The organism is Trinickia sp., assembly GCF_051961175.1.
Classification (GTDB): domain Bacteria; phylum Pseudomonadota; class Gammaproteobacteria; order Burkholderiales; family Burkholderiaceae; genus Trinickia.
Genome location: NZ_JBQCDN010000198.1, coordinates 35,974 through 58,470, shown reverse-complemented (window position 1 = coordinate 58,470; position 22,497 = coordinate 35,974). Strand labels below are relative to the sequence as shown.

The 22,497-nt window shown below is 65.1% G+C and carries 19 protein-coding genes; 1 reads left to right on the top strand and 18 read right to left on the bottom strand.

The annotated features are described in order from the left end of the window. Nucleotides 1–58: 58 nt before the first annotated feature. Nucleotides 59–961: a LysR family transcriptional regulator gene (locus ACTHL0_RS11955; RefSeq protein ID WP_440566949.1), complete on the top strand. Its 903-nt coding sequence runs from the start codon at nt 59–61 to the stop codon at nt 959–961. On the opposite strand, the gene ACTHL0_RS11950 is transcribed toward ACTHL0_RS11955, so the two are convergent. From ACTHL0_RS11950 to ACTHL0_RS11865, 18 genes are all read right to left on the bottom strand, one after another. Next, nucleotides 958–2,370 (bottom strand): efflux transporter outer membrane subunit, encoded by a 1,413-nt coding sequence (locus tag ACTHL0_RS11950; RefSeq protein WP_440566965.1) that lies wholly within the window; start codon nt 2,368–2,370, stop codon nt 958–960. The genes ACTHL0_RS11955 and ACTHL0_RS11950 overlap by 4 nt on opposite strands. A 23-nt stretch (nt 2,371–2,393) precedes the next feature. Then, nucleotides 2,394–3,536: an efflux RND transporter periplasmic adaptor subunit gene (locus ACTHL0_RS11945; RefSeq protein ID WP_440566964.1), complete on the bottom strand. Its 1,143-nt coding sequence runs from the start codon at nt 3,534–3,536 to the stop codon at nt 2,394–2,396. Between the two features lie 167 nt (nt 3,537–3,703). After that, nucleotides 3,704–6,874 carry an efflux RND transporter permease subunit gene (locus ACTHL0_RS11940; protein WP_440566948.1) on the bottom strand — a complete coding sequence of 1,057 codons (3,171 nt, stop codon included), beginning with the start codon at nt 6,872–6,874 and terminating at the stop codon, nt 3,704–3,706. 24 nt (nt 6,875–6,898) lie between these two features. Next, nucleotides 6,899–7,876: an extracellular solute-binding protein gene (locus ACTHL0_RS11935; protein WP_440566947.1), complete on the bottom strand. Its 978-nt coding sequence runs from the start codon at nt 7,874–7,876 to the stop codon at nt 6,899–6,901. A gap of 24 nt (nt 7,877–7,900) precedes the next feature. Then, complete coding sequence (locus ACTHL0_RS11930) at nt 7,901–9,031, bottom strand: 3-deoxy-7-phosphoheptulonate synthase (RefSeq protein ID WP_440566946.1); 1,131 nt, start codon at nt 9,029–9,031, stop codon at nt 7,901–7,903. Between the two features lie 93 nt (nt 9,032–9,124). Continuing rightward, complete coding sequence (locus ACTHL0_RS11925) at nt 9,125–9,682, bottom strand: chromate transporter (RefSeq protein WP_440566945.1); 558 nt, start codon at nt 9,680–9,682, stop codon at nt 9,125–9,127. Then, on the bottom strand, nt 9,679–10,341 hold the full coding sequence (locus tag ACTHL0_RS11920; RefSeq protein WP_440566944.1) for a chromate transporter: 663 nt from the start codon (nt 10,339–10,341) through the stop codon (nt 9,679–9,681). Before ACTHL0_RS11920 ends, ACTHL0_RS11925 begins: the two co-directional genes overlap by 4 nt. 7 nt (nt 10,342–10,348) lie before the next feature. Continuing rightward, the gene (locus tag ACTHL0_RS11915) at nt 10,349–11,176 is read right to left on the bottom strand and encodes a c-type cytochrome (protein WP_440566943.1); all 828 of its coding nucleotides are present in this window, start codon (nt 11,174–11,176) and stop codon (nt 10,349–10,351) included. 37 nt (nt 11,177–11,213) lie between these two features. After that, nucleotides 11,214–12,380: a bifunctional 2-methylcitrate synthase/citrate synthase gene (gene prpC / locus ACTHL0_RS11910; RefSeq protein WP_440566942.1), complete on the bottom strand. Its 1,167-nt coding sequence runs from the start codon at nt 12,378–12,380 to the stop codon at nt 11,214–11,216. A 66-nt stretch (nt 12,381–12,446) separates the two neighbouring features. Further along, nucleotides 12,447–14,123, bottom strand: a complete 1,677-nt coding sequence (locus ACTHL0_RS11905; RefSeq protein ID WP_440566941.1) for an AMP-binding protein — start codon at nt 14,121–14,123, stop codon at nt 12,447–12,449. 28 nt (nt 14,124–14,151) lie between these two features. Beyond that, nucleotides 14,152–16,653 carry a lantibiotic dehydratase gene (locus tag ACTHL0_RS11900; protein WP_440566939.1) on the bottom strand — a complete coding sequence of 834 codons (2,502 nt, stop codon included), beginning with the start codon at nt 16,651–16,653 and terminating at the stop codon, nt 14,152–14,154. A 2-nt stretch (nt 16,654–16,655) separates the two neighbouring features. Next, nucleotides 16,656–17,534, bottom strand: coding sequence for a hypothetical protein (locus ACTHL0_RS11895; protein ID WP_440566938.1), 879 nt, complete (start codon nt 17,532–17,534; stop codon nt 16,656–16,658). Beyond that, a complete protein-coding gene (locus ACTHL0_RS11890; protein WP_440566937.1) occupies nt 17,531–18,463 on the bottom strand; it encodes a DUF692 domain-containing protein in 933 nt (310 codons plus the stop codon). Before ACTHL0_RS11890 ends, ACTHL0_RS11895 begins: the two co-directional genes overlap by 4 nt. 87 nt (nt 18,464–18,550) lie before the next feature. Beyond that, nucleotides 18,551–18,724, bottom strand: a complete 174-nt coding sequence (locus ACTHL0_RS11885; protein WP_440566936.1) for a hypothetical protein — start codon at nt 18,722–18,724, stop codon at nt 18,551–18,553. 29 nt (nt 18,725–18,753) lie between these two features. Continuing rightward, complete coding sequence (locus tag ACTHL0_RS11880; protein ID WP_440566935.1) at nt 18,754–19,902, bottom strand: M50 family metallopeptidase; 1,149 nt, start codon at nt 19,900–19,902, stop codon at nt 18,754–18,756. Next, nucleotides 19,899–20,852, bottom strand: coding sequence for a class I SAM-dependent methyltransferase (locus ACTHL0_RS11875; protein ID WP_440566934.1), 954 nt, complete (start codon nt 20,850–20,852; stop codon nt 19,899–19,901). Before ACTHL0_RS11875 ends, ACTHL0_RS11880 begins: the two co-directional genes overlap by 4 nt. Next, nucleotides 20,840–21,592, bottom strand: coding sequence for a methyltransferase domain-containing protein (locus ACTHL0_RS11870; RefSeq protein WP_440566933.1), 753 nt, complete (start codon nt 21,590–21,592; stop codon nt 20,840–20,842). Before ACTHL0_RS11870 ends, ACTHL0_RS11875 begins: the two co-directional genes overlap by 13 nt. Nucleotides 21,593–21,713: 121 nt before the next feature. Continuing rightward, entirely contained in the window at nt 21,714–22,403 is a 690-nt protein-coding gene (locus ACTHL0_RS11865) for a sterol desaturase family protein (protein ID WP_440566931.1), read from the bottom strand. Nucleotides 22,404–22,497: the final 94 nt, after the last annotated feature.

The window sequence follows — 22,497 nt, the reverse complement described above, 5'->3', positions numbered from 1 at the left end:
GTGCCGCTATAAACTCGGCGGCAAAGAAGCACAAAAAATAACCACACTGAGAGAGACGATGAATCAGCTGGAACAAATGGCGTCGATGGCAATCTTCGCGAAAATCGTCGAAACGATGAGCTATACGGACGCAGCACGCGTAATCGGAGTATCGAAGTCGGCCGTCAGCAAGGAATTGGCGCGTCTGGAGGCCACGCTCGGCGTCACGCTGCTCAAGCGCACCACGCGCAAGCTCGAAATCACCAATGTGGGGCGTACGTATTACGAATACTGCGCGCGCATGCTCGTCGAAATGCAGAGCGCCGATGCGTTCATGCAGAAATATCATGCCGATCCGGTCGGGAATCTGCGAGTGGCGGCCCCCGTCACATTCGGTAATATCCGGCTGATGCCGGCTTTAAATCAATTCGCCACGAAATATGTGAACGTGCAGGTTGAAATCGATTTAACCGATCGGCAAATCGACCCGGAAAGCCAGAACGTCGACGTCGCGATCATGATCAGCCGCAGCAAGCCCGAGCATGCGCGCGGCAAAGTCCTGACGGAAATCGACTGGGGGTTGTTCGCCGCACCGGCCTATCTGCGCCGCCATCCCGCGATCACGGACCCGGAGCAACTCTCGCGTCACGGCTTCCTGCTGTTTCGCGGCCCCGCTCACACGAGCGTGGTCGCCATGCAGAAGCATAAGCGCGAAGTCGAAGTGCGCGCGCGGTGCGTCATGCGTTCGAACAACAGCCGCGCCCTGCTGAGTTCCGCACTCGATGGCCTCGGTGTGGCCTATCTGCCGCGTTATGTCGCTAACGACGCCGTCGTCGACGGCCTGCTCGTGCCGATCTTTCCCGACTGGACCTTCGAAAAACGCTTCGCCTTCCTGATGTGGCGCGACGATCCGTTCGTCGCCCCACGTGTGCTCTCGTTCATTCAGTTCCTGACCGACCACTTCGCCAATGGGCATGGCTAGTTCGGGGCCTGCTCCTGCCAGCCCCCGCCAAGCGCCTTTGCCAGAAAGACGAACGTCGCCAGTTGGCGGCCATGAACGGTCACTTCCTGTTCACGGCTCGTCTGCAGCTGCTGCTGTGCACTGATCACGTCGATAAACGCTGTCATGCCGTCTGTATAACGTTCGTTCGCCATATCGACGAGGCGGCGCGCATCGTCGACAGCCGCATGCGCCTGGCGCGCGGCGACGTCGAGTACCGCGAGGCCGGTGACGCCATCCTGCACCTGCTGCATCGCGTCCAGGACGGTCTGTCTATAGCGCGCCTGTGCTTCGGCATAGCCGGCCCGCGCAAAATCGACGCGCGCCCGGCGCTTGCCACCGTCGAACAGCATCGACTCGGCCGATGCACCCACCGACCACAACAGCGCCGGCGCACTCAGCATACTGGCGAAGCGCGTCGCTTCCCAACCGATGCCCGGGTTCAGCACCAGACTGGGAAAGTACGCGGCGCGTGCCACGCCGATGCGGGCATTGGCCGCCGCCATCACGCGTTCGGCCGCCGCGATATCGGGCCGCCGCTCGAGCAGCTCGCTCGGCAACGCCGGCAAGATGGCGGGCGGCGCAGTATGGGTCAACGACACCACGTTCGGCGCAATCGAGAATGACGACGCGGGCGCGCCGACAAGCGCCGCCAGCGCATGCTCGTATTGCGCACGCGTGGCGACGAGCAGCTGCGCCTGCGTGCGTGTCGCATCGAGCTGCGTCTGCTGCTGCAAGACATCGAGGCCCGATACCGCGCCCAGATCGTGCCGCCTGCGCACGTAATCGAGCGACTGCTGCTGCAGCGCAATGAGTTGCGCCAGCACATCGCTTTGGGCATCGACGACGCGCAGCGCGACGTAGGTGGCCGCCACGTCGGCCGTGATCACGAGCCGCGCGTTGGCCAGATCGTCAGCCGCCGCTTGCGCCGAAGCATTCGCCTCTTCCACTTCGCGACGAATGCGCCCGAACAAATCGAGCTCGTAGCCCACGCTCGCGCGCAGCACGACGTCGTTCTGCACGGTCGAGAACGTCGACACCGCATAGTTGATGCGTGGCCGCTCGGCCGAAATCTTCTCGCGCGCCACCTCTGCCTGCATGCCGAGCTGAGGGGCCTGCGCCGATGCGACTTCGGCGAGACTCGCACGCGCGGCATCGTTATGCGCGCTCGCCGCGCGCAAGGTCTGGTTCCCGGCCAGCGCGGCGGCTTCGAGGCTGTCGAGCTGCGCGTCGCCGAAGCCACGCCACCAATCGAGCGCGAGCGGCGCATGCGCGGGTACCGCCGCATGCCAGTAGGCGTCGCCAGCATCGATGCGCCACGTCGCAGGCATCTCCACATCGGGCCGCCGATAGTCGGGCCCAGCCGCGCAGCCGGCAAGCGCCGCCAACATCGGCAACCAACCCCAGCGCACGTTCACGCGTGCCCCTTCGCCGGAGCGGGATCGCGCGCCGATGCCGGTGCCGGCGCCGGTGCGGCGATGACTTTGTCGCCATCAGCCAGCGAATCCCCGGGATTGACGATGATCTGATCCTTCGGCGTCAGCCCACTCTCGATTTCGAGCGACTGTCCCAGATCGCGTGCGATCACGACGGGCTGCAAATGCACGCGACCGTCGCTACCGACCACCGCCGCACGCGGGCCTTCGGCGCGAAACAGCAGCGCGTTGCCGGGCACTTGCAGACGGGCGTGCGGCGTATCGGCGAACGCCACCTGCACGTAGGCTCCCGGCATCAATGCACCATCGCGGTTGGACAGCGTCACCTCCACCTGCATCGAGCGCGTCGTCACGTCGATGGCCTGCGCCGTGTGCGTGACGGTACCCGCGAACGATCGTTGGGCGAGCTCCGCCTGCGTGACAACAACGTGGGCGCCCGGCGCCACGCCTTGCGCATAGGCTTGCGGCACGTCGATATAGACGCGCAGCGGGTCCGTCTGTGCCAGGGCGAACAGGGCACGACGCGTACCGCCGTTACCTGCGTCGACGAGATCGCCGACATCGACGTTACGCCGCGTCACGACGCCCGCGAACGGCGCGACGATGCGCTTGAACGACTCGAGCTCACCAAGCCGCTTGACGTTCGCATCGGCCGCGGCAAAGCTGGCTGCCGCTTCGTCGTAAGCGCCCGAGCGTTCGTCCAGCTCCTGCTGCGAGACGGCGTCGTGCGCTCGCAGCGCGCGCCAGCGCGTCAGCGAAGTTTTCGCGAGCGCCAACGTCACGTTCGCCTGCCGCCGCTGCGCGAGCGCCTGGGCCAGTTCCTGATCGATCTCGGGCGTATCGAGCTCGGCCAGCAGTTGCCCTTCACGCACGCGCGTGCCGATGTCGGCATACCAGCGCTTCACGTAGCCGTTCGCCCTTGCGTAGATCGGCGATTCCACCGCGCCCCGCAAGGTCCCCGGCAGGACGAGTGCATCGCCGTGGCGCGGCAGCGCCGGCTTGACGACATAGACATACTCGCGCTGATTGCCGGCCGATGCGTCGGCCAGCGCATGCGTGCGCTCGATGCCCTCCACGACGGTCCGGGCCGTCAGCGCGACGATGACGATGGCGATCGACATCGTCGCGATGCGCAGACGTCGCCGTACCGTCTCCTCCGACGGCAACGGCGCGGCGCCGCCCACGCCGCCCAACCGCAACGTGCGGGATGCGTCGGGTGCAGCCTGCAAGCGCTCGGTGTTCAAAGATTCCAGAGAGTCGTCCATGTCGTTGCGTTTTAAATGGATCGTCACCGCGCGTGCCGCGCAACTTGCTTGCGTGCAAGCCGCCCATGCAAGACCGAGAACACGAGCGGCACGAATACGAGCGTCGAGACCGTCGCGAACAGCAGGCCGCCGATCACAGCGCGCCCGAGCGGCGCGTTCTGCTCTGCTGCTTCACCGATGCCCAGCGCCATCGGCAACATCCCGGCGATCATGGCCGTCGCCGTCATCAAGACGGGCCGCATCCGCGTCGCCCCGGCTTCGAGCGCGGCGGCGAGCGGCGCCGCGCCCGCGGCCAGCCGCTCACGCGCGAACGAAACGACGAGAATGCTGTTGGCTGTCGCCACGCCGACAGTCATGATGCCGCCCGTCAGCGCGGGCACCGACAAGCGTGTGCCGGTCAGGAACAGCATCCACGCAATGCCGGCCAATGCCGCAGGCAACGCGCTGATGATGATCAGCGGATCGAGCCACGACTGAAAGTTGACGACAATCAGCAGATAGACAAGCACAACCGCGACGGCCAGTCCGATGAGCAACCCCGAGAACGACGAACGCATCGTCTCGACCTGACCGCGCACGTCGATGTCCGAGCCGCGTACGAGGGATGGCCGCGCTGCCGCGACGAGCTTGTCGATCTCCCGCGCGACGCTGCCGAGGTCGCGCCCTTGCACCGACACCAGCACGTCGAGTGCGGGCCGGATGTTGTAGTGCGATACCTCGGCCGGCAACGCGCGCCGCTCCACGTGCACCAGATTGCCGAGCAGTTGCGGCCGCACCGTGCCGCTCGGTGCCGTCACGGGGATGCGCATGAGACTGTCGAGCGAGGCTGCATCGTATTGCGGCATCTGCACACTGAGCGGGTACTGCACGCCGTTGTGCTCGTTCAGCCAGAACGCCGGTGCCGTCTGCGAGCTGCCGGACAGGGCGACGAGCAGATTCTGCGCGACGTTCTGCGCAGTCAGATCCAACTGCTGCAAGCGGGAACGATCCATCTGAAAGAGGAGCGTCGGCTCGTTCACACGTTGCTGGATATGGACATCGACAGCACCCGGCAGCGAACGCATCGCCTTCATGAGGCGGCTCGCCACGGCGAAGTTCGCACGCTGATTGGCGCCGGTGATCTGCACGTCGATCGCCGCTGGCAAGCCGAAGTTCAAAATCTGCGTCACGATGTCGGCCGGCTGAAAGAAGAACTCGACACCCGGAAAGCGCTGCGGCAGCAGCGCGCGCAAGCGCTCGACGTAGCGTTGCGCGGGCGCGTGGTCCGGCGCCAGCGCGATCATCAGCTCGCCGTCGAACGTGCCGATCGTGCCCGCGTTGCTATACGACAAATTGATTCCGCTGTACGGCAATCCCAGGTTGTCGAGGATCGGGCCCCGCTCGCGTACCGGCACGACGTCGCGCACGACGCCCTCGACTTGATCGGCCAGGCGCGCGGTTTCCTCGATACGCATGCCCGTCGGCCCTCGCATATGTAGGCGGATCGCCCCTGAGTCGACCGACGGAAAGAAATCCATGCCGACGACAAACAGCAGCGCCGTGGACAACAGGCAGCCGCCCAAAAAAACGCCGCCGAAGCGGCCCGGCCGCCGGAGCGCCATCGTCAGCAGCACGACGTAATGGGCATGCAAGCGGTCGAACACGCGCTGAAAGCGCCGATGCACGCGCGCAAACAGCGAACTCCCCGCTTGCTGCGCGTCGTCGGTGTGCATGGGCGGATGTTGCGTCAGCAGCAGTGCGAGCGTCGGCACAAGTGTTCGCGATAGCAAATAAGACGCGAGCATCGCGAATACCACTGCCTCGGCGAGCGGCACGAACAGGTATCGCGCCACGCCTGTCAGAAAAAACATCGGCACGAACACGATGCAGATCGACAGCGTCGACACGAATGCCGGTACGGCGATCTCGCCCGCGCCATCGAGAATCGCCTGACGCAGGCTGCTGCCTGTGTGCAGGTGGCGCTCGATGTTCTCGATCGTGACCGTCGCATCGTCGACGAGAATACCCACGGCCAGCGCGAGCCCGCCCAGCGTCATGATGTTGATGCTCTCGCCGAGCGCCGACAGGACGATCAGCGAAGCCAGGATCGACAGCGGAATCGAGATCGCGATAATCAGCGTACTGCGCCAGTTGCCGAGAAACAGCAGCACCATCGCGGCCGTCAGGGCCGCGGCGATCAGCGCTTCGCGCGCCACGCCCTGCACCGCCGCCTTCACGAACACCGATTGATCGAACAGCGAAACGATCTTCAGATCGGGCGGCAGCGATTGTGCGACGTGCGGCACCAGCGCGTGAATCGCGTCGACGATCGAGAGCGTCGACGCTTCTCCGCTTTTCATCACCGACATCAGCACGCCCCGCCGCCCGTCCTGCCGCACGACATTGGTCTGCGGCGAAAACCCGTCGCGCACGTGGGCCACTTCGCCGAGGTAGGTCGTCGCCCCGTCGATGGTGCGCACGGGAATGCGGTTCAAGCCGTCGATCGTGTCGGGCGAGGCGTTCGTCATGACCGCATATTCGGTTGCCCCGATCTTCGCCGTGCCGCTCGGCAGAATCAGATTCTGCACGTTGACGGCATTGATCACATCGCTCGGTGTGAGGCCCTTGGCCAGCAGCGCACGCGTGTCGAGATCGACCGAGATCACACGCGGCTTGCCGCCGTAGGCGAACGGCACGACGGTGCCGGGAATCGTCACAAGTTGCGGGCGCAGGAAGTTGGTCGCCGCATCGTTGAGCGCCTGTTCCGACATCACGGGACTCGAGATGCCTAATTGCAACACCGGAATGCTCGAGGCCGAGTACGTGAGGATCAAAGGCGGCGTGGCGCCGGGCGGCATGAAGCGCAGTTGCGCCTCCTCGGCCGAAACGGCCTGCGCCATCGCCGTGCGTACGTCGGTGTGCGGCTGCAGAAACAGCTTGATGATCGCGATGCCGGCCAGCGACTGCGACTCACTATGCTGGATATTGCTGACCAGCACGGTCAGATTGCGCTCGTTCGCAGTCGTGATACGGTTGGCCATTTCGTTGGCCGATAACCCGCCGTACGTCCAGATCACGCTGATGACGGGGATGTCGATGTCGGGCAGCACATCGACCGGCGTGCGCACGAGCGTCAGCGGCGTCGCGAGCACGATCGCGAGCGCCATGACGATGAACGTATACGGCCGCGCGAGGGCGAGCTTGACGATCCACATTGCGTCGTTTCCGCGCCGGTACGGTCAGTGCGAAAACAGCGCGGCAAAGCGTTTGAGCACGGTATCGCGGCTCGTCCCGCTATCAGCCGCCTGGCGCTGCGGCGCAGGCAGCAGCTTGATCGCGTCGAGCCCGGGGCGCTTAGCCTCTACGTCGTCGCGCGCGGGGATGATGAACTCGTCGGCGACGTCTTGCTGGCCTTTGCGCGACAGCACGAAATCGACGAAGCGCCTGGCATCGCGCACCTCACGCGTGCGCTTCATGATCATCATCGGACGCGCGGTCGCGATCGTGCCGGAGCGCGGGAAGATCACCTCGATCGGGGCGCCGTGCGCCTTGTCTTCGAGCGCCGTGTGGTCGGCCACCGCGAACAAGGCTGCTTTTCCGCCCTTGAGCACGGCATCCATCGCCTGCGCATTGGAACCCGAAGGCGTGAGGCCGTTCTCGCGCAGCGCGGCGAGCAGCGCCCAGATATCGGTGCCGTGCTGGCCGTCGAGCGCTGCGATGAGATCCAGCGACGAGCCCGATTGCGCGGGATCGACCGTGCCGATACGGTCGCGATAGGCCGGAGCGGCCAAGTCGCTCCAATCTTCGGGCCGCGGCGTGCCGCTGTCGGTGCGCCACACGAGCGCGAGCGTCGCCACGCCCTGCGCAATGAATTGCGGCGTGCGATAGGCGCTGGCGACATGCTCGTAACCGGCGGGCCGATACGGCAGTAATTCACCGCGCCGGCTCATCTCGAGTGCGGTATCCCACGAGCCGAGAATCACCACGTCGGCCGGCGCCGCGCGCTGATCGGCCAAACGCGCGAGCACTTGCCCCGTGTCCCCTTGAAAGACGTTGACCTCGATACCCGTTTCCTCGCGGAAATCCGCCGCGAGCCGACGAATGAGCGGCGCGGGCCCGACGCTATAGACGGTCAACGCTGCCGCATCGGCCGCGGCCGTCGCACATATGAGCGCCGCACAACACGCGCTGAAAAGTCGCATAAAGGGTTGTTTCATCGGTATCGATCGAGCCGCGCTTGTTCAAGCGTTAACGAGTGTTTCCAGATTGGGCAGGCCGCCGAGCCGTGTGCGCCGGGCTTGGCCGGCCGTGCGCCGATGACGTACCGCCAGCGCCAGCTGCTCGACCACGCGCTCGGTGTCGGCCCAGCCGATGCACGCATCCGTGATGCTCTGCCCGTACACGAGTTCGCAGCCTGCCCGCAGATCCTGACGGCCGTCGACAAGATTGGACTCGATCATCACGCCCACGACGGCCGCGTTGCCCTCGGCCACGATCCGCGCCAGGTAATCGCAGACGAGCAGTTGGTTCGCATGACGCTTGCGGCTGTTGCCGTGCGACGCATCGATGACCACGCGCTCGGGCAAGCCGCGCTGCGCGAGTGCGGCACACGCCTGCGCGATGCTCTGCGCGTCGTAATTGGGCTCCTTGCCGCCGCGCAGCACCAGATGGCAGGCCGCGTTGCCGGTCGTGCCGATCGCCGCCAGCGTGCCGTCGGGTGAGACCGAAAGGAACTGATGCGGGCGGCTCGCCGCCGCCAACGCATCGGCCGCGATCGTCACATTGCCGTCGGTGCCGTTCTTGAAGCCGATCGGGCACGGCAACCCCGAGGCGAGCTGTCGATGGATCTGCGACTCCGCCGTGCGCGCGCCAATCGCGCCCCACGCGACAAGATCACTTAGAAAGTGCGCGGCTGCGGGTTCGAGGAATTCGGTCGCCGCCGGTACGCCCAGCAAATTGATATCGATGAGCAGGCGCCGCGCAAGCCGCAGGCCGAGCCGCACATCGCCGCTGCCGTCGAGCAACGGATCGTTGAGCAGACCCTTCCATCCATCGATCGTGCGCGGCTTTTCGAAGTAAGTACGCATGACGATTTCGACGTCGTCCGCATACACGCGCCGCAGCGCCGCGATTTTTTCCGCATAGGCGAGCGCCGCGTCGACGTCATGAATCGAACACGGCCCGACGACGAGCGCCAGACGATCGTCTTCGCGCGCGACGATCGCGCCCAGTGCGCGCCGCGCCCGTTCGACGGTGTCCGCGGCCGCCGCACCGGGCAACACGGTGGACAGTTCCGCCGGGGACGGCAGCGGCGCGACATCCGCGATCCGTCCACCGTAATCGGCACTGCGGGGGTCATGGTCTCCGTTCATGTTTTTGGCCTCGATGATCGTTGGATGCAACGCACGTACGCCTGCGTCGCGTCAAATTCCAAATGTCGAATGTCAAATGTCAATTGCAAAACATCAAACGAGCCCCACTGCGCCGAGCAGGCAGCCCGCCGCGATGAGATAGATTGGATTGAGACGCCGCGTCATCGCGATGCCTGTCGCCGCCGCCGTCAGTAGCAACGTGCGCACCCAGCGATCGTCCATGTGCGAAGCGCCGACCGACAAGATCCAGCCCGTCGCCAGCACGAGCCCCACGGTGAGCGGCGCCAGCGAGCGCCGAATCAGCTTGTGCCATTCGGTGCCGCTGTGGCGTGCGCCGAGCGTCTCGACGGCGAACGCGAGCAGCGACGTCGGCCCGCACATCGCACCGATCGAGGCCAGTGCGCCAGGCAGGCTCGCGACCCAGAAGCCGTACATCGCCACGATCTGCACGTTCGGACCCGGGGCCGCCTGCGCGAGCGCATTCAGCGCGATGAAGTCCTGATCGGTCATCAGACGTAGATCGTCGACGAGAAAGCGATGCATCTCCGGCAACACCGCGCTTGCACCGCCGAACGCGATCAGCGAGATCAGGAAGAAATGCAGCGCCAGCACGCGCGTCAAGCTCAGGTTCAGGTTCAGGTTCAGGTTCACGACGCCCGCCCTCCCTGCTTGCCGCCGTCGATGCCGCGGGCCGCCGAGCTGGCGTGCCTGCGCATCGCGAATTCGCAGGCGATCGCTGCGGGCACGAGCACCAGCATCACGTCGACGAGCGGCAGATGCAAGACCGCAATCGCGATGAAAGGCAACGAAGCGAGCACGATCGTGTGAATGCGACGGGTCAACGCGCGCGCCAGGCGCAGGCCGGTCTCGATACTGAGGCCCGCGGCCACCGCAGCCATCCCTTTCAACGCACCATGTACCTCGGGCAGCTTGCCGTACCACCGGTAGAGCAGCGCGAGCGCGATCAGAATGACGAACGGCGCAAGCAAGAGGCCAGTGACCGCGGCCAAGGCTCCGCGCCAGCCGCACCTTCGCGCACCGAACATCACGGCGAGGTGCGTCCCGTTCGCGCCTGGCAGTACCTGGGCGAAGCCAAGCAGTTCGGTAAATTCCTGGTCCGTCAGCCACGCTTTCGTATCGACGAGCGTCCGCCGCGCCCACGGCAGGATGCCGCCGAAGCCGCACATCCCGATCGTGGCGAACGCGGTGAACAGCGCGGCGGGCGAAATCGGCGCCGGCAGGCGTCCATGCGACGACACGCCCGGCCCGGCGAACGTGTTCAGATTGGAGGTTGTGCTCTCGCCTCGCATCGCGTGCTCAATAACGGGCATCGGCGGGCTTGCCGCCCTTGGGCCAATCGTTGACCTTGGGTGGAAAGTCGGGCCGCGGCTGCTGCGTCACATAGGCCGCCACGTCGACCGCCTCCTGATCGGTCAGCGTATCGCCCCGGCCGAGCGGCATGTTGTGCTTGATGAACGCCGCAGCCGGGCCGAGCCGCGCCATGCTCGCGCCGATGTTGTATGACGCGTCGCCCCACAGCGGCGGAATCGAGAATGTGCCACCCGTGCTCATGCCCTCGCCGTTCGCACCATGGCACGACGCGCATTGCTGGGTATAGACGGCTTGGCCATGCACCCGGTCGGGCGTCATGTTCGAGATGTTCTCGATCTTTCCCATGCCACGGCCCGCCACGAACTCGCCGCCCTTCACGCCGCGCGACAGAAAGGCCATATAGGCGAGCAGGCCGTTCATCTCGGGCGAATCGAACGCGATCGGCGTGCCGTTCTCGGAGCGCACGAAGCAGTTGTTGATCCGCTGCGACAGCGATTCGACGGTCGCGCTGCGCCCGCTGTAGGAAGGCATCACGCCCGTGATGCCCCCCCATGGCGACGCCTTCGGCTGCATTCCGCCGCCGATATGGCAGCTCGCACACGATATTGCGTTGCCGGACACATGGCCCGGTGCGTAGTGCGGTGTGTCGAACGTGATGTTGCGCCCGAGCACGATCGCATCGGTATCGGGGCCCGGCGGCAGCGCGGCAATACGCGCGTCGAGATCGTCGTCCCCATACGCCGCACCGGCGGCCAGTGCCGACAGCACGGCCGCCAGCGCAAGCATCGACGCATGCTTTCGCTTCAATTGCATTGAGTCTCTCCTCGCGTAGATCTTGGTGTTCTTGGTGCTATGGCCGCGCATCGAGCGGCACGAAGCGTTGATTGTCCGGGCCGACGTAGTTCGCGTTCGGGCGAATAATCTTGTTGTCGATGCGCTGCTCGATCACATGCGCGCTCCATCCCGAAGTGCGCGCGATCGCAAAGATAGGCGTGAACATCGCCGTGGGCACGCCCATCTGGTTGTAAGCGATGGCCGAGAACCAGTCCATGTTCGGGAACATCCTCTTCGTGTCGCGCATCACGTGCATGATGCGCTCGGCGATGTCGAACATCTTGCGGTTGCCCGCCGCGTCGGACAGGCGTTCGGCCACCGAACGGATCACCTGATGGCGCGGATCGGCCACCGTGTATACGGGATGGCCGAAGCCGATGATGACTTCCTTCTTTTCGATGCGACGGCGGATGTCCTCTTCCGCTTCGTCGGGCGTGTCGTAACGCTTCTGGATCTCGAACGCGACTTCGTTCGCGCAACCGTGCTTGGGCCCGCGCAGTGCGCCGATCGCGCCCGTGATGGCCGAATAGAAGTCCGAGCCCGTGCTCGCGATCACACGTGCCGTGAACGTCGACGCGTTGAATTCATGCTCGGCGTACAGGTTGAACGAGGTGTGCAGCGCGCGCACCCACGGCTCGGGTGCGGGACGGCCGTGCAGCAGGTGCAGGAAGTGGCCGCTGATCGAATCGTCGTCGGTCTCGACGTCAATGCGCCGGCCGTTCTTGCTAAAGTGAAACCAGTACAGCATCATCGACCCGAGCGATGCCATCAGGCGGTCGGCGATGTCGCGCGTGCCCGAGATGCCGTGGTCGTCTTTTTCCGGCAGCACGGTGCCGAGCACCGACACGCCTGTGCGCAAGACATCGAGCGGGTGCGCACCGGCCGGCGTCGCTTCGAGGGCCTGCTTCACGGCCGCGGGCAGGCCGCGCAACGACTTGAGCTTGGCCTTGTAGGCCACGAGCTCCACCGCGTTCGGCAGCTTGCCATGCACGAGCAAGTGCGCGATCTCTTCGAATTGACACACGTCGGCGATATCGAGAATGTCGTAGCCGCGATAGTGCAAGTCGTTGCCCGCGCGGCCCACCGTGCACAGGCGCGAATCACCGACCACCACGCCTGACAGCGCAACGGACTTCTTGGGCTTGAAGCCAACGGGCTCCGATGCAATCGCACGCTCATCCATCGTGGGTTCTCCTTGTGTGTTCTGAGGCTGGCTCAATCAGCTTCATCAGCTTCATCAGCTTGATGACTAAGTGGAAACAGGTGTCCCTGCAACGGCTTCGCGCAGCGCCACCGCGAGCCGCGCGCGTAGTTCGTGTTTCTGGATCTTGCCCGTCGATGTCTTGGGCAGCGGCTCGAAGCGGATCGCCTTCGGCATCTTGAAACCGGCCAGCCGCGTACGGCAGTGCGCGATGAGTTCGTCCGCGCTCACCTGCATGTTCGGGCGGATCTCGACGAATGCGCACGGCACCTCGCCCCACTTGTCGTCGGGCATCGCGACCACGGCCACCGCGCTTACGGCCGGATGTTGATAGAGCGCGTTCTCGACGTCGATGCTGGAAATGTTCTCGCCGCCCGAAATGATGATGTCCTTGCTGCGATCCTTGATCTGCACATAGCCGTCGGGCCATTGCACGGCCAGATCGCCAGTGTGAAACCACCCGCCCGCGAATGCCTTGTCGGTCGCCTCCGCGTTGGCGAGGTAGCCCTTCATGCACAGGTTGCCGCGGAACATCAATTCGCCGATGGTCGTACCGTCGGCGGGCACGGGCTCGAGCGTGTCGGGATGCCTGACCGTCAACCCGCGCTGCAATTGATACGCCACGCCCTGCCGCGCGCGGTGCGCCGCGCGCTCCGCGGAATCGAGCGCAGCCCATTCGTCGCGCGGCACGCAGATCGCGGCTGGGCCGTAGGTTTCCGTCAGGCCGTAGCCGTGCGAGGGCACGATGCCCAGCGTTTCGAGCCGATCGATCAATGTCGGCGAGGGCGCGGCGCCGGCCAGCAACGCGTGCACGGCGCGCGCGCCGCGTGCATGCCACTGGTCGAGGCGCGCGTCGATTTCGTCGGCGAGCAGCGTCTGGACGATCGGTGCGCCGCAATAGTGGGTGACGCCTTCGGCGCACATCAGATCGACGACGCGCGCCGCATCGACGCGCCGCAAGCACACGTTCGCCCCGGCACGTGCGGCCAGTGCCCACGCGCAGCTCCAGCCGTTGCAGTGAAACAGCGGCAGCGTCCACAGGTACACCGGGTGCATCGGCATATCCCAGTCGAGCACGACGCTGAGTGCACTGAGCGCCGCGCCGCGATGATGCAGCACGACACCCTTGGGCTTGCCGGTCGTGCCCGACGTGTAGTTCAGGGCGATCGCGTCCCACTCGTCGAGCGGGCGCAGCCACGTGAAATGCGGATCGCCGCCGGCGAGAAAGTCTTCATAAACCGTCCAGCCGTGCATGTGGTCTAGCGAGAACGCGACCGGCGCGACGGGATCCATATCGACGATCACGCGCAGGTGCGGACAGGCCGCTTCGATCTCGAGCGCGCGCACCGCGAACTCGACATCGACGAGCAGCACCTTCGCCCCGCAATGCCCGAGCATATAGACGAGCGACGCGGCATCGAGCCGGTGGTTCAGCGCGGCCAACACCGCGCCGGCCATCGGCACGCCGAAATGCGCCTCGATCATCGCTGGCGTATTCGGCATCAACACGGCCACCACGTCGCCACGTTCGACCCCGGCCTGCACGAGCGCACTTGCGAGGCGTCGCGTGCGCGCGTAGGTATCGCGCCAGTTACGGCGCACGGGACCGTGCACGACACCCGGCCGGTCGCCGTGCACCTCGGCCGCACGCGCGATGTAGTCGAGCGGCGTGAGCGCGGCAAAATTGGCGTCACGACGCGGCAAATCGGCTTCGCTGTCGCTCATGAGGCTTCTCCGAATCGAACACCACGCTTCACGACAGGGCTTCTTCGTCGTGTTGCCGAACAGGGGCGGCAGCCCCCTCGTCGCCGCTGCTGCCGACGATCGACGTGCGGAACTCCGCGCAGAACGCGCCGCGCTCGTCGGTCAACCACACTTGGTGCGGTGCCGGCAGCATCTCCGAGACGCCGAGCGTCGTCGCACGTGCCGAAACGGAAGTCAGCGCATCGAGCGAAAGCGGACAGTCGAAGTCGACGAATACAGGCTTGGGCTCCGTGTCGGCCTTGACGAAAATGTGGCGCGGCAAGCCCAGCGCGCTCGCCCAGCGCCGCCACGCGAGAAAGGCCGGCATGCTTTCGCCCACACGCTCGGCGATCGGCAGCTCGCTCGCTTGCAGCGTCCACGTACGGCGCTTGACAATCGTGCGGCCCAGCCGGATACGATCGGCGATGCCCGCGCCCAGCACGTCGGCGGCCAGCGCAAATGCGGCGCGATGGAAGTCGCCCGGCAGCACCGTCAGCAGATGCTCGATCAGTCCACTCGTACCGTCTTCGACGAACAGCGTGCCGTCCTGTTCGATCAACCTCAGCCGCGCCGCCGGCACGCGCCGCTCGCCGGGTACGCGTGCGCTCGCGCCGGGCATCTCGACTTGCCACAGCTCGGGCACATCGAGCCAATCGATATGCGAACGCTGATACGTACTGTCGGAATCGGCCGCGACCATGCGCGAACGGCCGAGCGTGTCCCGCACCTCGTCGCGGACGTTGTCCTGGTAAGGACAGAACGGCTGTGCCACAGGCTGCGATACCGTGTGCACGGTCGGGTGCACCTCGCCGATCACGAGATCGAACTGTCCGGCGCGAATCGCTTCGACACTGGCCGCCGCGATCAGGAAATCGGGGGAGTGGACGCGCGTGCCTAGCGGCTGCGGATCCTGCGCACACACGCCCGCTTGTTCGAACGCCGACACGAGCCGGGAGAGGTCGCCGGCATCGAGCGCGATCTCGCCGTCCACGGCTCGCTTGTCAGCCACTACGCTGCTCCATGCCGCGCGCAACAGCGGACGCAGGACGGAAACCGTCTCCTCGGCCACGCGGTGACGCTGCAATTCGCGCGCAAACGACAGCAAGTCGTGCCGCACCGTCACGTCACCGTTCGCCCGAATGCGCACGTAGGCGGCGCAGACCTGCGTGGCGATCGCACCGGCCAGCCGATCGTAGAGCGCCATCAGCGGCACCAGCTCGGTATCGATCGCGCGCCGTACGTCACCCGCAATACGCACACGCACATTGCGCGCACAGTCTTCGTAGAACGGAAAACGGCCAACGTACATCTTGCCTTGTTCGCGGCTCACGTCGATGCCGTTTTCAGCCAGTAATGTCTCGCAATCGGCAAGCGCCGCTCGCCGCTCGTCGAGGCCGCCCGTTGCGAAGCGTTGACGCTCGCGCTCCAGCGCATCGAACAGCTCGCGCCAGAAGCGCGTGCGCGGATGGCCCGCGTCGAGGTGCGCGAGGTAGGTGCGCAGGGCACCGAGCGGGTCGCTCAACCCCGTCGCGACACGCACGCCGCGCGTGGCGATGCCCTTGGCGAGCACGCTGTCGATAGCCGCATCGACGTTCTGTTCGGTCACCCCCCGCGCGATGCAGCGCTCACGCAGCAGCGTCCGTTTGATGCCATGCGCCCGTTGCGCTTCGAGTTCGTCGAGCACGGCAAAGAGCGCGCCGTCGACAGCGATGCGTCGATTACCCGGCGCATGCAGCGCACCTTCCACCAGGGCGCAGGCAGGCGATAGCGAGATCGGCAGCGTCTCGCCGAGCACCGGGTCTTCCGACATCGCCATCGCCACGCGCGAGATGACCCAATGCTCGAAGTAGGTGCGCCGCTCGCCGATCCAGCCGCCTTCGCCGGCAGTCACGTCGAAGGACGACGCACGATCGTCAGCACGATCCGCCGGCCCGAATTCGCCCCAGGCGATCGGCCCGAAAAAGCTCGTCGTATCGTTCTTCGCGCACAGCCGCTGCACATAGCTCCACGCCAGGCGCAAACGCTGCCGCATGCGGTTGTCGACGCGTTCCGGCGAACATTCAGCCAACGTCTCGACGCGTTCGAGCGCGCTCGGGTTGGACAAGAACACGGCCTCGCGCAGCAGCGGGTCGCGCAACGTCTCGAATAACGCGCCACGCGCCTGCGTCGCAGCGGTACCGAAGCTCGTTTCAAGCGCAGCGCTCAATTGCGCAAGCTCGGCGCGTTCGGCATAGAACGGTTCGAGTTCGGCAGCCGCCAGTGCGGTTTGATCGACGGGCCAGTCCTTGGCCGTCAATGGCATGCCCTCGGTCAGCTTGCGCACGACCTTCAACGCCGCGGGCGAGCCGGCCTTCAGCAAACCTTCCCGGATACGCTCGATGCGCGCCTCGATGGATTCGGTCAGTGCGTAAAAGCGCGCGACCGACTGCGCGTCGAGCCGCACCGCGAAACGCTCGAGCCAGCTGATCGGAAAGCCTGCCGAGCGCATCCAGAAGAACGACGAAAGCGACATGGTTATCCCCGCGAGACGTCAATGGCGCGACACTGACGCAGCAGCTCGAATGCGCGCGCATCAGCGTCGGTAACCGGTGCCAGGCCGCGTGCGGCCAGCCGCGCGTTCAGCGCCGCGCGATCGGCGGGCTGAACGAGCGCGTCATGAATCTGTGCGGCGCGCTCGGGCAACATCCCGAAGCGGTGTGCGCGTTCATCGTCGACGTAGTACGCGACGTACACACCCGGCACTGCCGGCAGCGGCTCGCGCCCGAGCGTGCCCTTTTCGCGCAGCCATTTCGCGAGCTGCGTCGATGAGCGATACAGCTCGCAATACGGCGAACGCACCCAGACGATGCTCGCATCGTCGAACTGCCCAGCCGATGCGCTCGCGCTGCCCGTGGCTTGCTTGCGCGCCGCTTCATCGAGGGCTCCCACGCGCCGCAGCATCGTCACGGCGGCCGCTTCGAGTCCCATCAAATCGGCCATGCCGGGCAGGCGTACCGCGGCCGCATCATTGCGCAGAAAGGCCAGTGCCTCAGCGCAGTAGGTATAGACGAACGGGCCGTAGTCACGCCAACCCACCGTATCCAGGAACCCCGCCCCAAGCTCGTGCACGTCATGGCCGTCAGCCAGCAACGCACGCAGCGTCAACGGCGCGCCGTTTTCCAGCGCGTTGAGGAACGAATTGCGCATGCGGAAGCGATAGTTCTCGACGAACCAGCGCGCACCCGAGGCTTCGTTTGCGTATTCGCGCGCGACCGCGTATTCGTCGTCGGTCAGCGAGAAGCGCTGCTGCAGGTCATCGACCCGGCCCGCGAGCACGGCAGAGGCGAGCGGCTGCTCGCACATGATGCGGCGCCAGGTGAGCCAGACCGTTTGTGCGTTCAAGTTCGCGTTCATGCTTGCTCCGCCATCGTCGACATGTCGTGCCGCGCGCCGTTATGGCGATTCCAGATTTCGCGCGCACGGGCGAGATCGCCCGCGATCATGTCGTGATCGGCCTGCGCCGTCGATTGGCCCAGCACGCGCGTCCCGTCGTGATGCGCCTGCCCTTGGAATTCGAGGATGACGGCAGCCGGCTCGGCGCGCGACAGCACCTCTTCCAGCAGTTCCCATACGGGCTCCGGCACCTTGCTGTCGTGCCAGTCGTGATAACTGCCCCCATACCAGCTGCCGCCCGCGAGATGGATCGCGATCACGCGATCGAGCGGAATCGTGTCGAGGTAATCGGCGCATGAGAACCCGGCGAGGTTCACCGAGTTCGTATAGATGTTGTGCAGATCGAGATGCAGGAATGTGCCCGAGCGTTCGACGAGCCGTGCCATGAATTCGGCCTCGCGCATTTGTGCGCCGGGCGTCGGCATATAGTAGGCCGCGTTCTCATGCGCGAGCGGCATGCCATACGCTTCCTGCACGGCCGCGGCGCGGGCGGCGCAGCGTTCGATCTCTGCGGTCGAGAACTGGATGGGGCTGCTCCAGATGTCGAGCCACGAGTGATCGCCATAGAAGCAGTGGTTGGCCACCCACGGGCTGCCCAGCGCCTTGGCGAGCGGCACGTGGCGCCTCAGCGCAGCCGTCTCCTCGAGCGGCGCAAAACCGAAATCGCAGCCATAGTTCGAATGCGCGAGCAACCGGCCGCGCCCGCGAATCTTCTCGAGTTGCTCGCGTGCGGCGGGACGCATCAGATACGGACCGTCGAGCGGACCCATCAGGTTGTCGAGCAGCACTTCGAATACGTCGACTTCCATGTCCTCGAAGGGAAACCAATCGAGGATCTCCGGGTTGTATTGCAGCCCGACGCCGATGGCGGACGGCTTCGCAAATGTCATGATGGCTCCAAAAGGGGAACGCCCCCAGGCTCGGTGCGCTTGCGCAACGGCATTACACGCGCGTTGGCATGGGGGCCTGCGTTCGCATCACGCGAAGACCTTGCTTTCGATCACCTCGATATCGTCGAGCGAAAAGTCTTCAAAATCCTGCAGCGCTTCGGCTGGCTTGCCTTCGCCCGTGCCCGCGCTCTGCGGTGCGACGCTCGCTTGCATCTCGGCTACGAGCGGGTTCTGCTCTTGGGAAACGGTCGTGTCGTTCATGAGATCCTCCGTCAACAGTCAACAAACAGTCAGTGGGGTTGAAAAGCGGACACAGCAGAAACCGCGATGCGTGCGACGTTGGCCCACACGATGAGCCAGCCGCCCAGGGTGCCGATGACCATGGCCGTGTAAGTCAGCGTCTCGCGCCGCGTGAGCGATACGCGGCGTCCGCGCACGAGCGCCATGAAGGCCGAAAAGGCGCGCTGACGCAGCCGTGGCATATTCATGAGCTCGGTCATCGCCAGGTAGCCGTCGCCGTTGAAGATCGGCAGCAGCGTCGGAATCAGCGCGATCGACGGGCTCGCGATCGCGACCGTCGCAGCGTAGCGCGCCGCGCTGCCGGGTGCCGCCCATGCCCAGACGAAGACAGCCACCGCGGCAAACACGAGGCTCGCAAATGGGCCGGCAAAAATCGTCACGGCCCGCGCCGTCTTGTCGAGGCGGCTCCATTCACGCTGCACGGGCCACGCCCAACCTGTCGCGATGACCACATAAACGGCTACCCCGATCTCCGTCACGCGCACGCGATAAGCGCGGCAAGCGAGCGCATGGCCGAACTCATGCACGACGATCGACGCGATCACGACCGCGTAGTGAATCGGGATCCAGGCGAAGCCCGACGAATAGATCGATACCAGATCGTGCGCGAACGCGTGCCCGTCCAACCCGAGCAGCACACACGCCGCCGCGACGAGCGCGCCAAACGCGCAAAATGCCGTGCGCGTCGCAAGCCACGGCATGCGCGCCATCATCGCGTCGAGCGTGTCGTGCGGATCGAAGCGAAACAAGGTGATCATCAGCACGCGCTTGAACGGCCCGTAGGTAATGCCGGCCGATTGCGAGCGCGGTTTGCCCGCGCTTGAAGCCGACGGCCGCGACGGATCGGTCAGGATGCCGAGTGCGAGCATGCGCTCTTCGAATTGCCTGACGGTCGCCGTCGACGCACGCACCGCGTGCTCTTCACGCAGCCGCTCGACGATCCGATCGATCGAGCACATCCCGTCGAACATGCGCGCGACCAGCAGCTCGCGCTTGCCGAGGACGAACGACTCCTCGGAATCGCGATCGCGTAGCACGAAGCGCTCGGGCTGCCCCGGTTCGACGAGGGACTCGATGTCGAGGTCCTCGCGCAAGCGCGTGTAGCCGCCCGCGATCCGCTGAGCGATATCCGAGTTCAACCGCATGCTCCCGGCAGCATGGCGGCGACGGCCCGCATTTCCGTGCGCTCCTCGGCCGCGCCTTCGCGCGCCGCGGCGGCGAACGCTTCCTCGCTCAACGGCTCGCACGCCCGGCCCAGCACATAGACGCCACCCGGCCGTGTGGGCCCGGTCAGCGGCTCGTCGGTCGAAAGAATCGGCTCCCAGCCATGCTTGCGCATCAACAGGCCGATGCTGCGCAACGTCAGATAGCGCCGATGCGTATGGCTGAATGTACCGAGCGCCACGCCGCCGCGCAGCGCGCGCCCTTCGATGAACAGCAGTCCCCCGGCGCGGCTCGCAAGACGACAGAGCGCGAGCGTGCGATTAACGTCATGCACGTGTTCGAGCGATCCCGTGATCACGACGAGATCGAAGTGCGCTTCGGGCAGCACCATATCCTCGGCGCCAACGGTCTCGATCTTGAGCTTCAGATGGCGGGCACCGTACTCGGCATAGCCTGCGTCCGGATCGGTGCCAAGCACTTCCCAGCCGCGCTTGGCGAACGGCACCATCAAACCGCCCGCCGAGCAGCCGACATCGAGCAAACGCCCCGAGGCCGGCAAGTAAGATTCCAACGATTGAAGCAGCCGCTCGCCCCGCCGCAGTTGATCGACCATGAAGGCGCGCTCGGGCTCGGTTGCGCCGAACAGGTTCACGCGATAGTGCTTGCGGTAGTACGCGTCGTAAAAGGCAGGCTCGAAGCGCGGATTCTGCATGACGAAGCCGCACGTCTCGCACATGACGACGGGCAGTTTCCAACGCCGTCCCTGTCCGATTTCAACGTCGTCCACCAGCGTGGAGAAGTGCGCATCACCGCACACATCGCACGGCTGCCCGGCGCATTCGTAGTCGTCCTCGACACCGACGGCGCGCAGATACGCGCGCACCTGATCTTGTTGCGCCTCGCTCGTTTCGCTCACTTGATACATAGGAAACCTTCGAAGCAGATGTGCTTGAACACCGTCACGACGTCGCTGAACCCCGCGCGCTTGAGCATGTCGACATTACCTGCCGTCGAGAACGGCTCGAGCACGCCCTTCAGGCTCCGCGTCTTTTGCATAATCTGCTCGCAGTCGTAGCCTTGCTTGAGCTTGTACTCGTTGTACAGCGCCACCGCGATGTCCTGAAAACGCGCATCGGGCGCGCGCACCTTCTCGAACAACAGGAATGCGCCCCCCCAATTCAGGCTCTCGTAGACCTTATCGATGAGCGTCTGGCGCAGCCGCGGCCGGATGAACTGCACCGTGTAGTACGCGACCATCAAGTCGCTCTTCTCATACGGATGCAAGTTGATGTCGTCGACGAGGAAGTTCACGTTCGCCATCGGGTCCGCTTCGTTCGCGGCCGTCTTGCGGGCTTGCGCGATCATGTCGGGCTCGACGTCGATGCCGATCCATTTGGCGGTGGGACCATGGCGGCGAGCGAGCTTGCGGGTGAGCGCCCCCGTCGAACAGCCGAGCTCGTAGCAGACCGAATGCGCGCTCACGAAGAAATCGCTGATCTCCGCCACGAGCTCGTGACCTTCCGCATAGCGCGGCACCGATTTCGACACGTGGTCGTCGAAGTGCTTGGCGGTCTCCCCGGCAAACGTCCATGCGGCGTTGCCCGTGACGATCGAATCGCCGACGGAGGCGACCTTCAGATTGGTGTCCATCAGATTCGTGTCCATACTCACCTTTGTCGTTTCTGCTCGATTTCGAGGCGGCACGCCCTTGCCGACGCGCTGTCGGAACAACGCGGCTTGGGACGGCCCTAAGGAAAAGGAAGTGCGAGAGACTGATTGGCCGGCGCTACGGATGCGGCTGGATGCGAAAGTCGCGCTGGCCGCTGCGGCTACGCTTGCCGCTAAGCCATGCATCGGCCCAGCGCTTGACGCTGATCGGCAGGAACGGCAGCAGATGAAGCCCCGCGAGCGAGTAATCGGGATGCTCGTCGAGCCCGTTCGTGAAGCCGGGAGGACGGCGCGTGACGGCGCAGCGCGTACCGGTGAAATAATCCCACACGCTGAGAATGGCGCCGTAGTTCGAATCGGTGAAGTTCTGCGTGCGGCCGTGATGGATGTTGTGATAAAGCGGCGTCACGAACACCTTGCCGAGCCACTGCTCGAGCCGGTCCGGCAGGCGGATGTTGCTGTGGTGGAAGACCCCATAGCAGAACACGAATGCTTCATAGGCCCCGACGGTCTCGGGCGGCACCGCCAGGAGAAAGAGCACGGGCAGCTTCGTGGCGAGCGCGAAGAACTTCTCGGCGAAATGATTGCGAATGCCTGTCGTCACGTCGAGATGCTCATCGATGTGATGAACGGCATGGAAGCGCCACAGCAGCGGAATGCGGTGCGCGAGCATATGCTGCAAAAAATGCGTGAGATCGAGGATCAGAAAATCGATGAAGAGCGCGAGCACGCCGTGATACCAGTCGGGCCGATGCAGGCGATAGGGGACATCGCGCACGATATAGAGCACGAGCGGTGCAATGACCATCGGTGAAAATATGAGCTTATACGTAATTCCCAGGCCAAAATTATTGACCAGACGGTTACGTCTATTTCCCTCGAAAATGATTCGAGGAAAAATT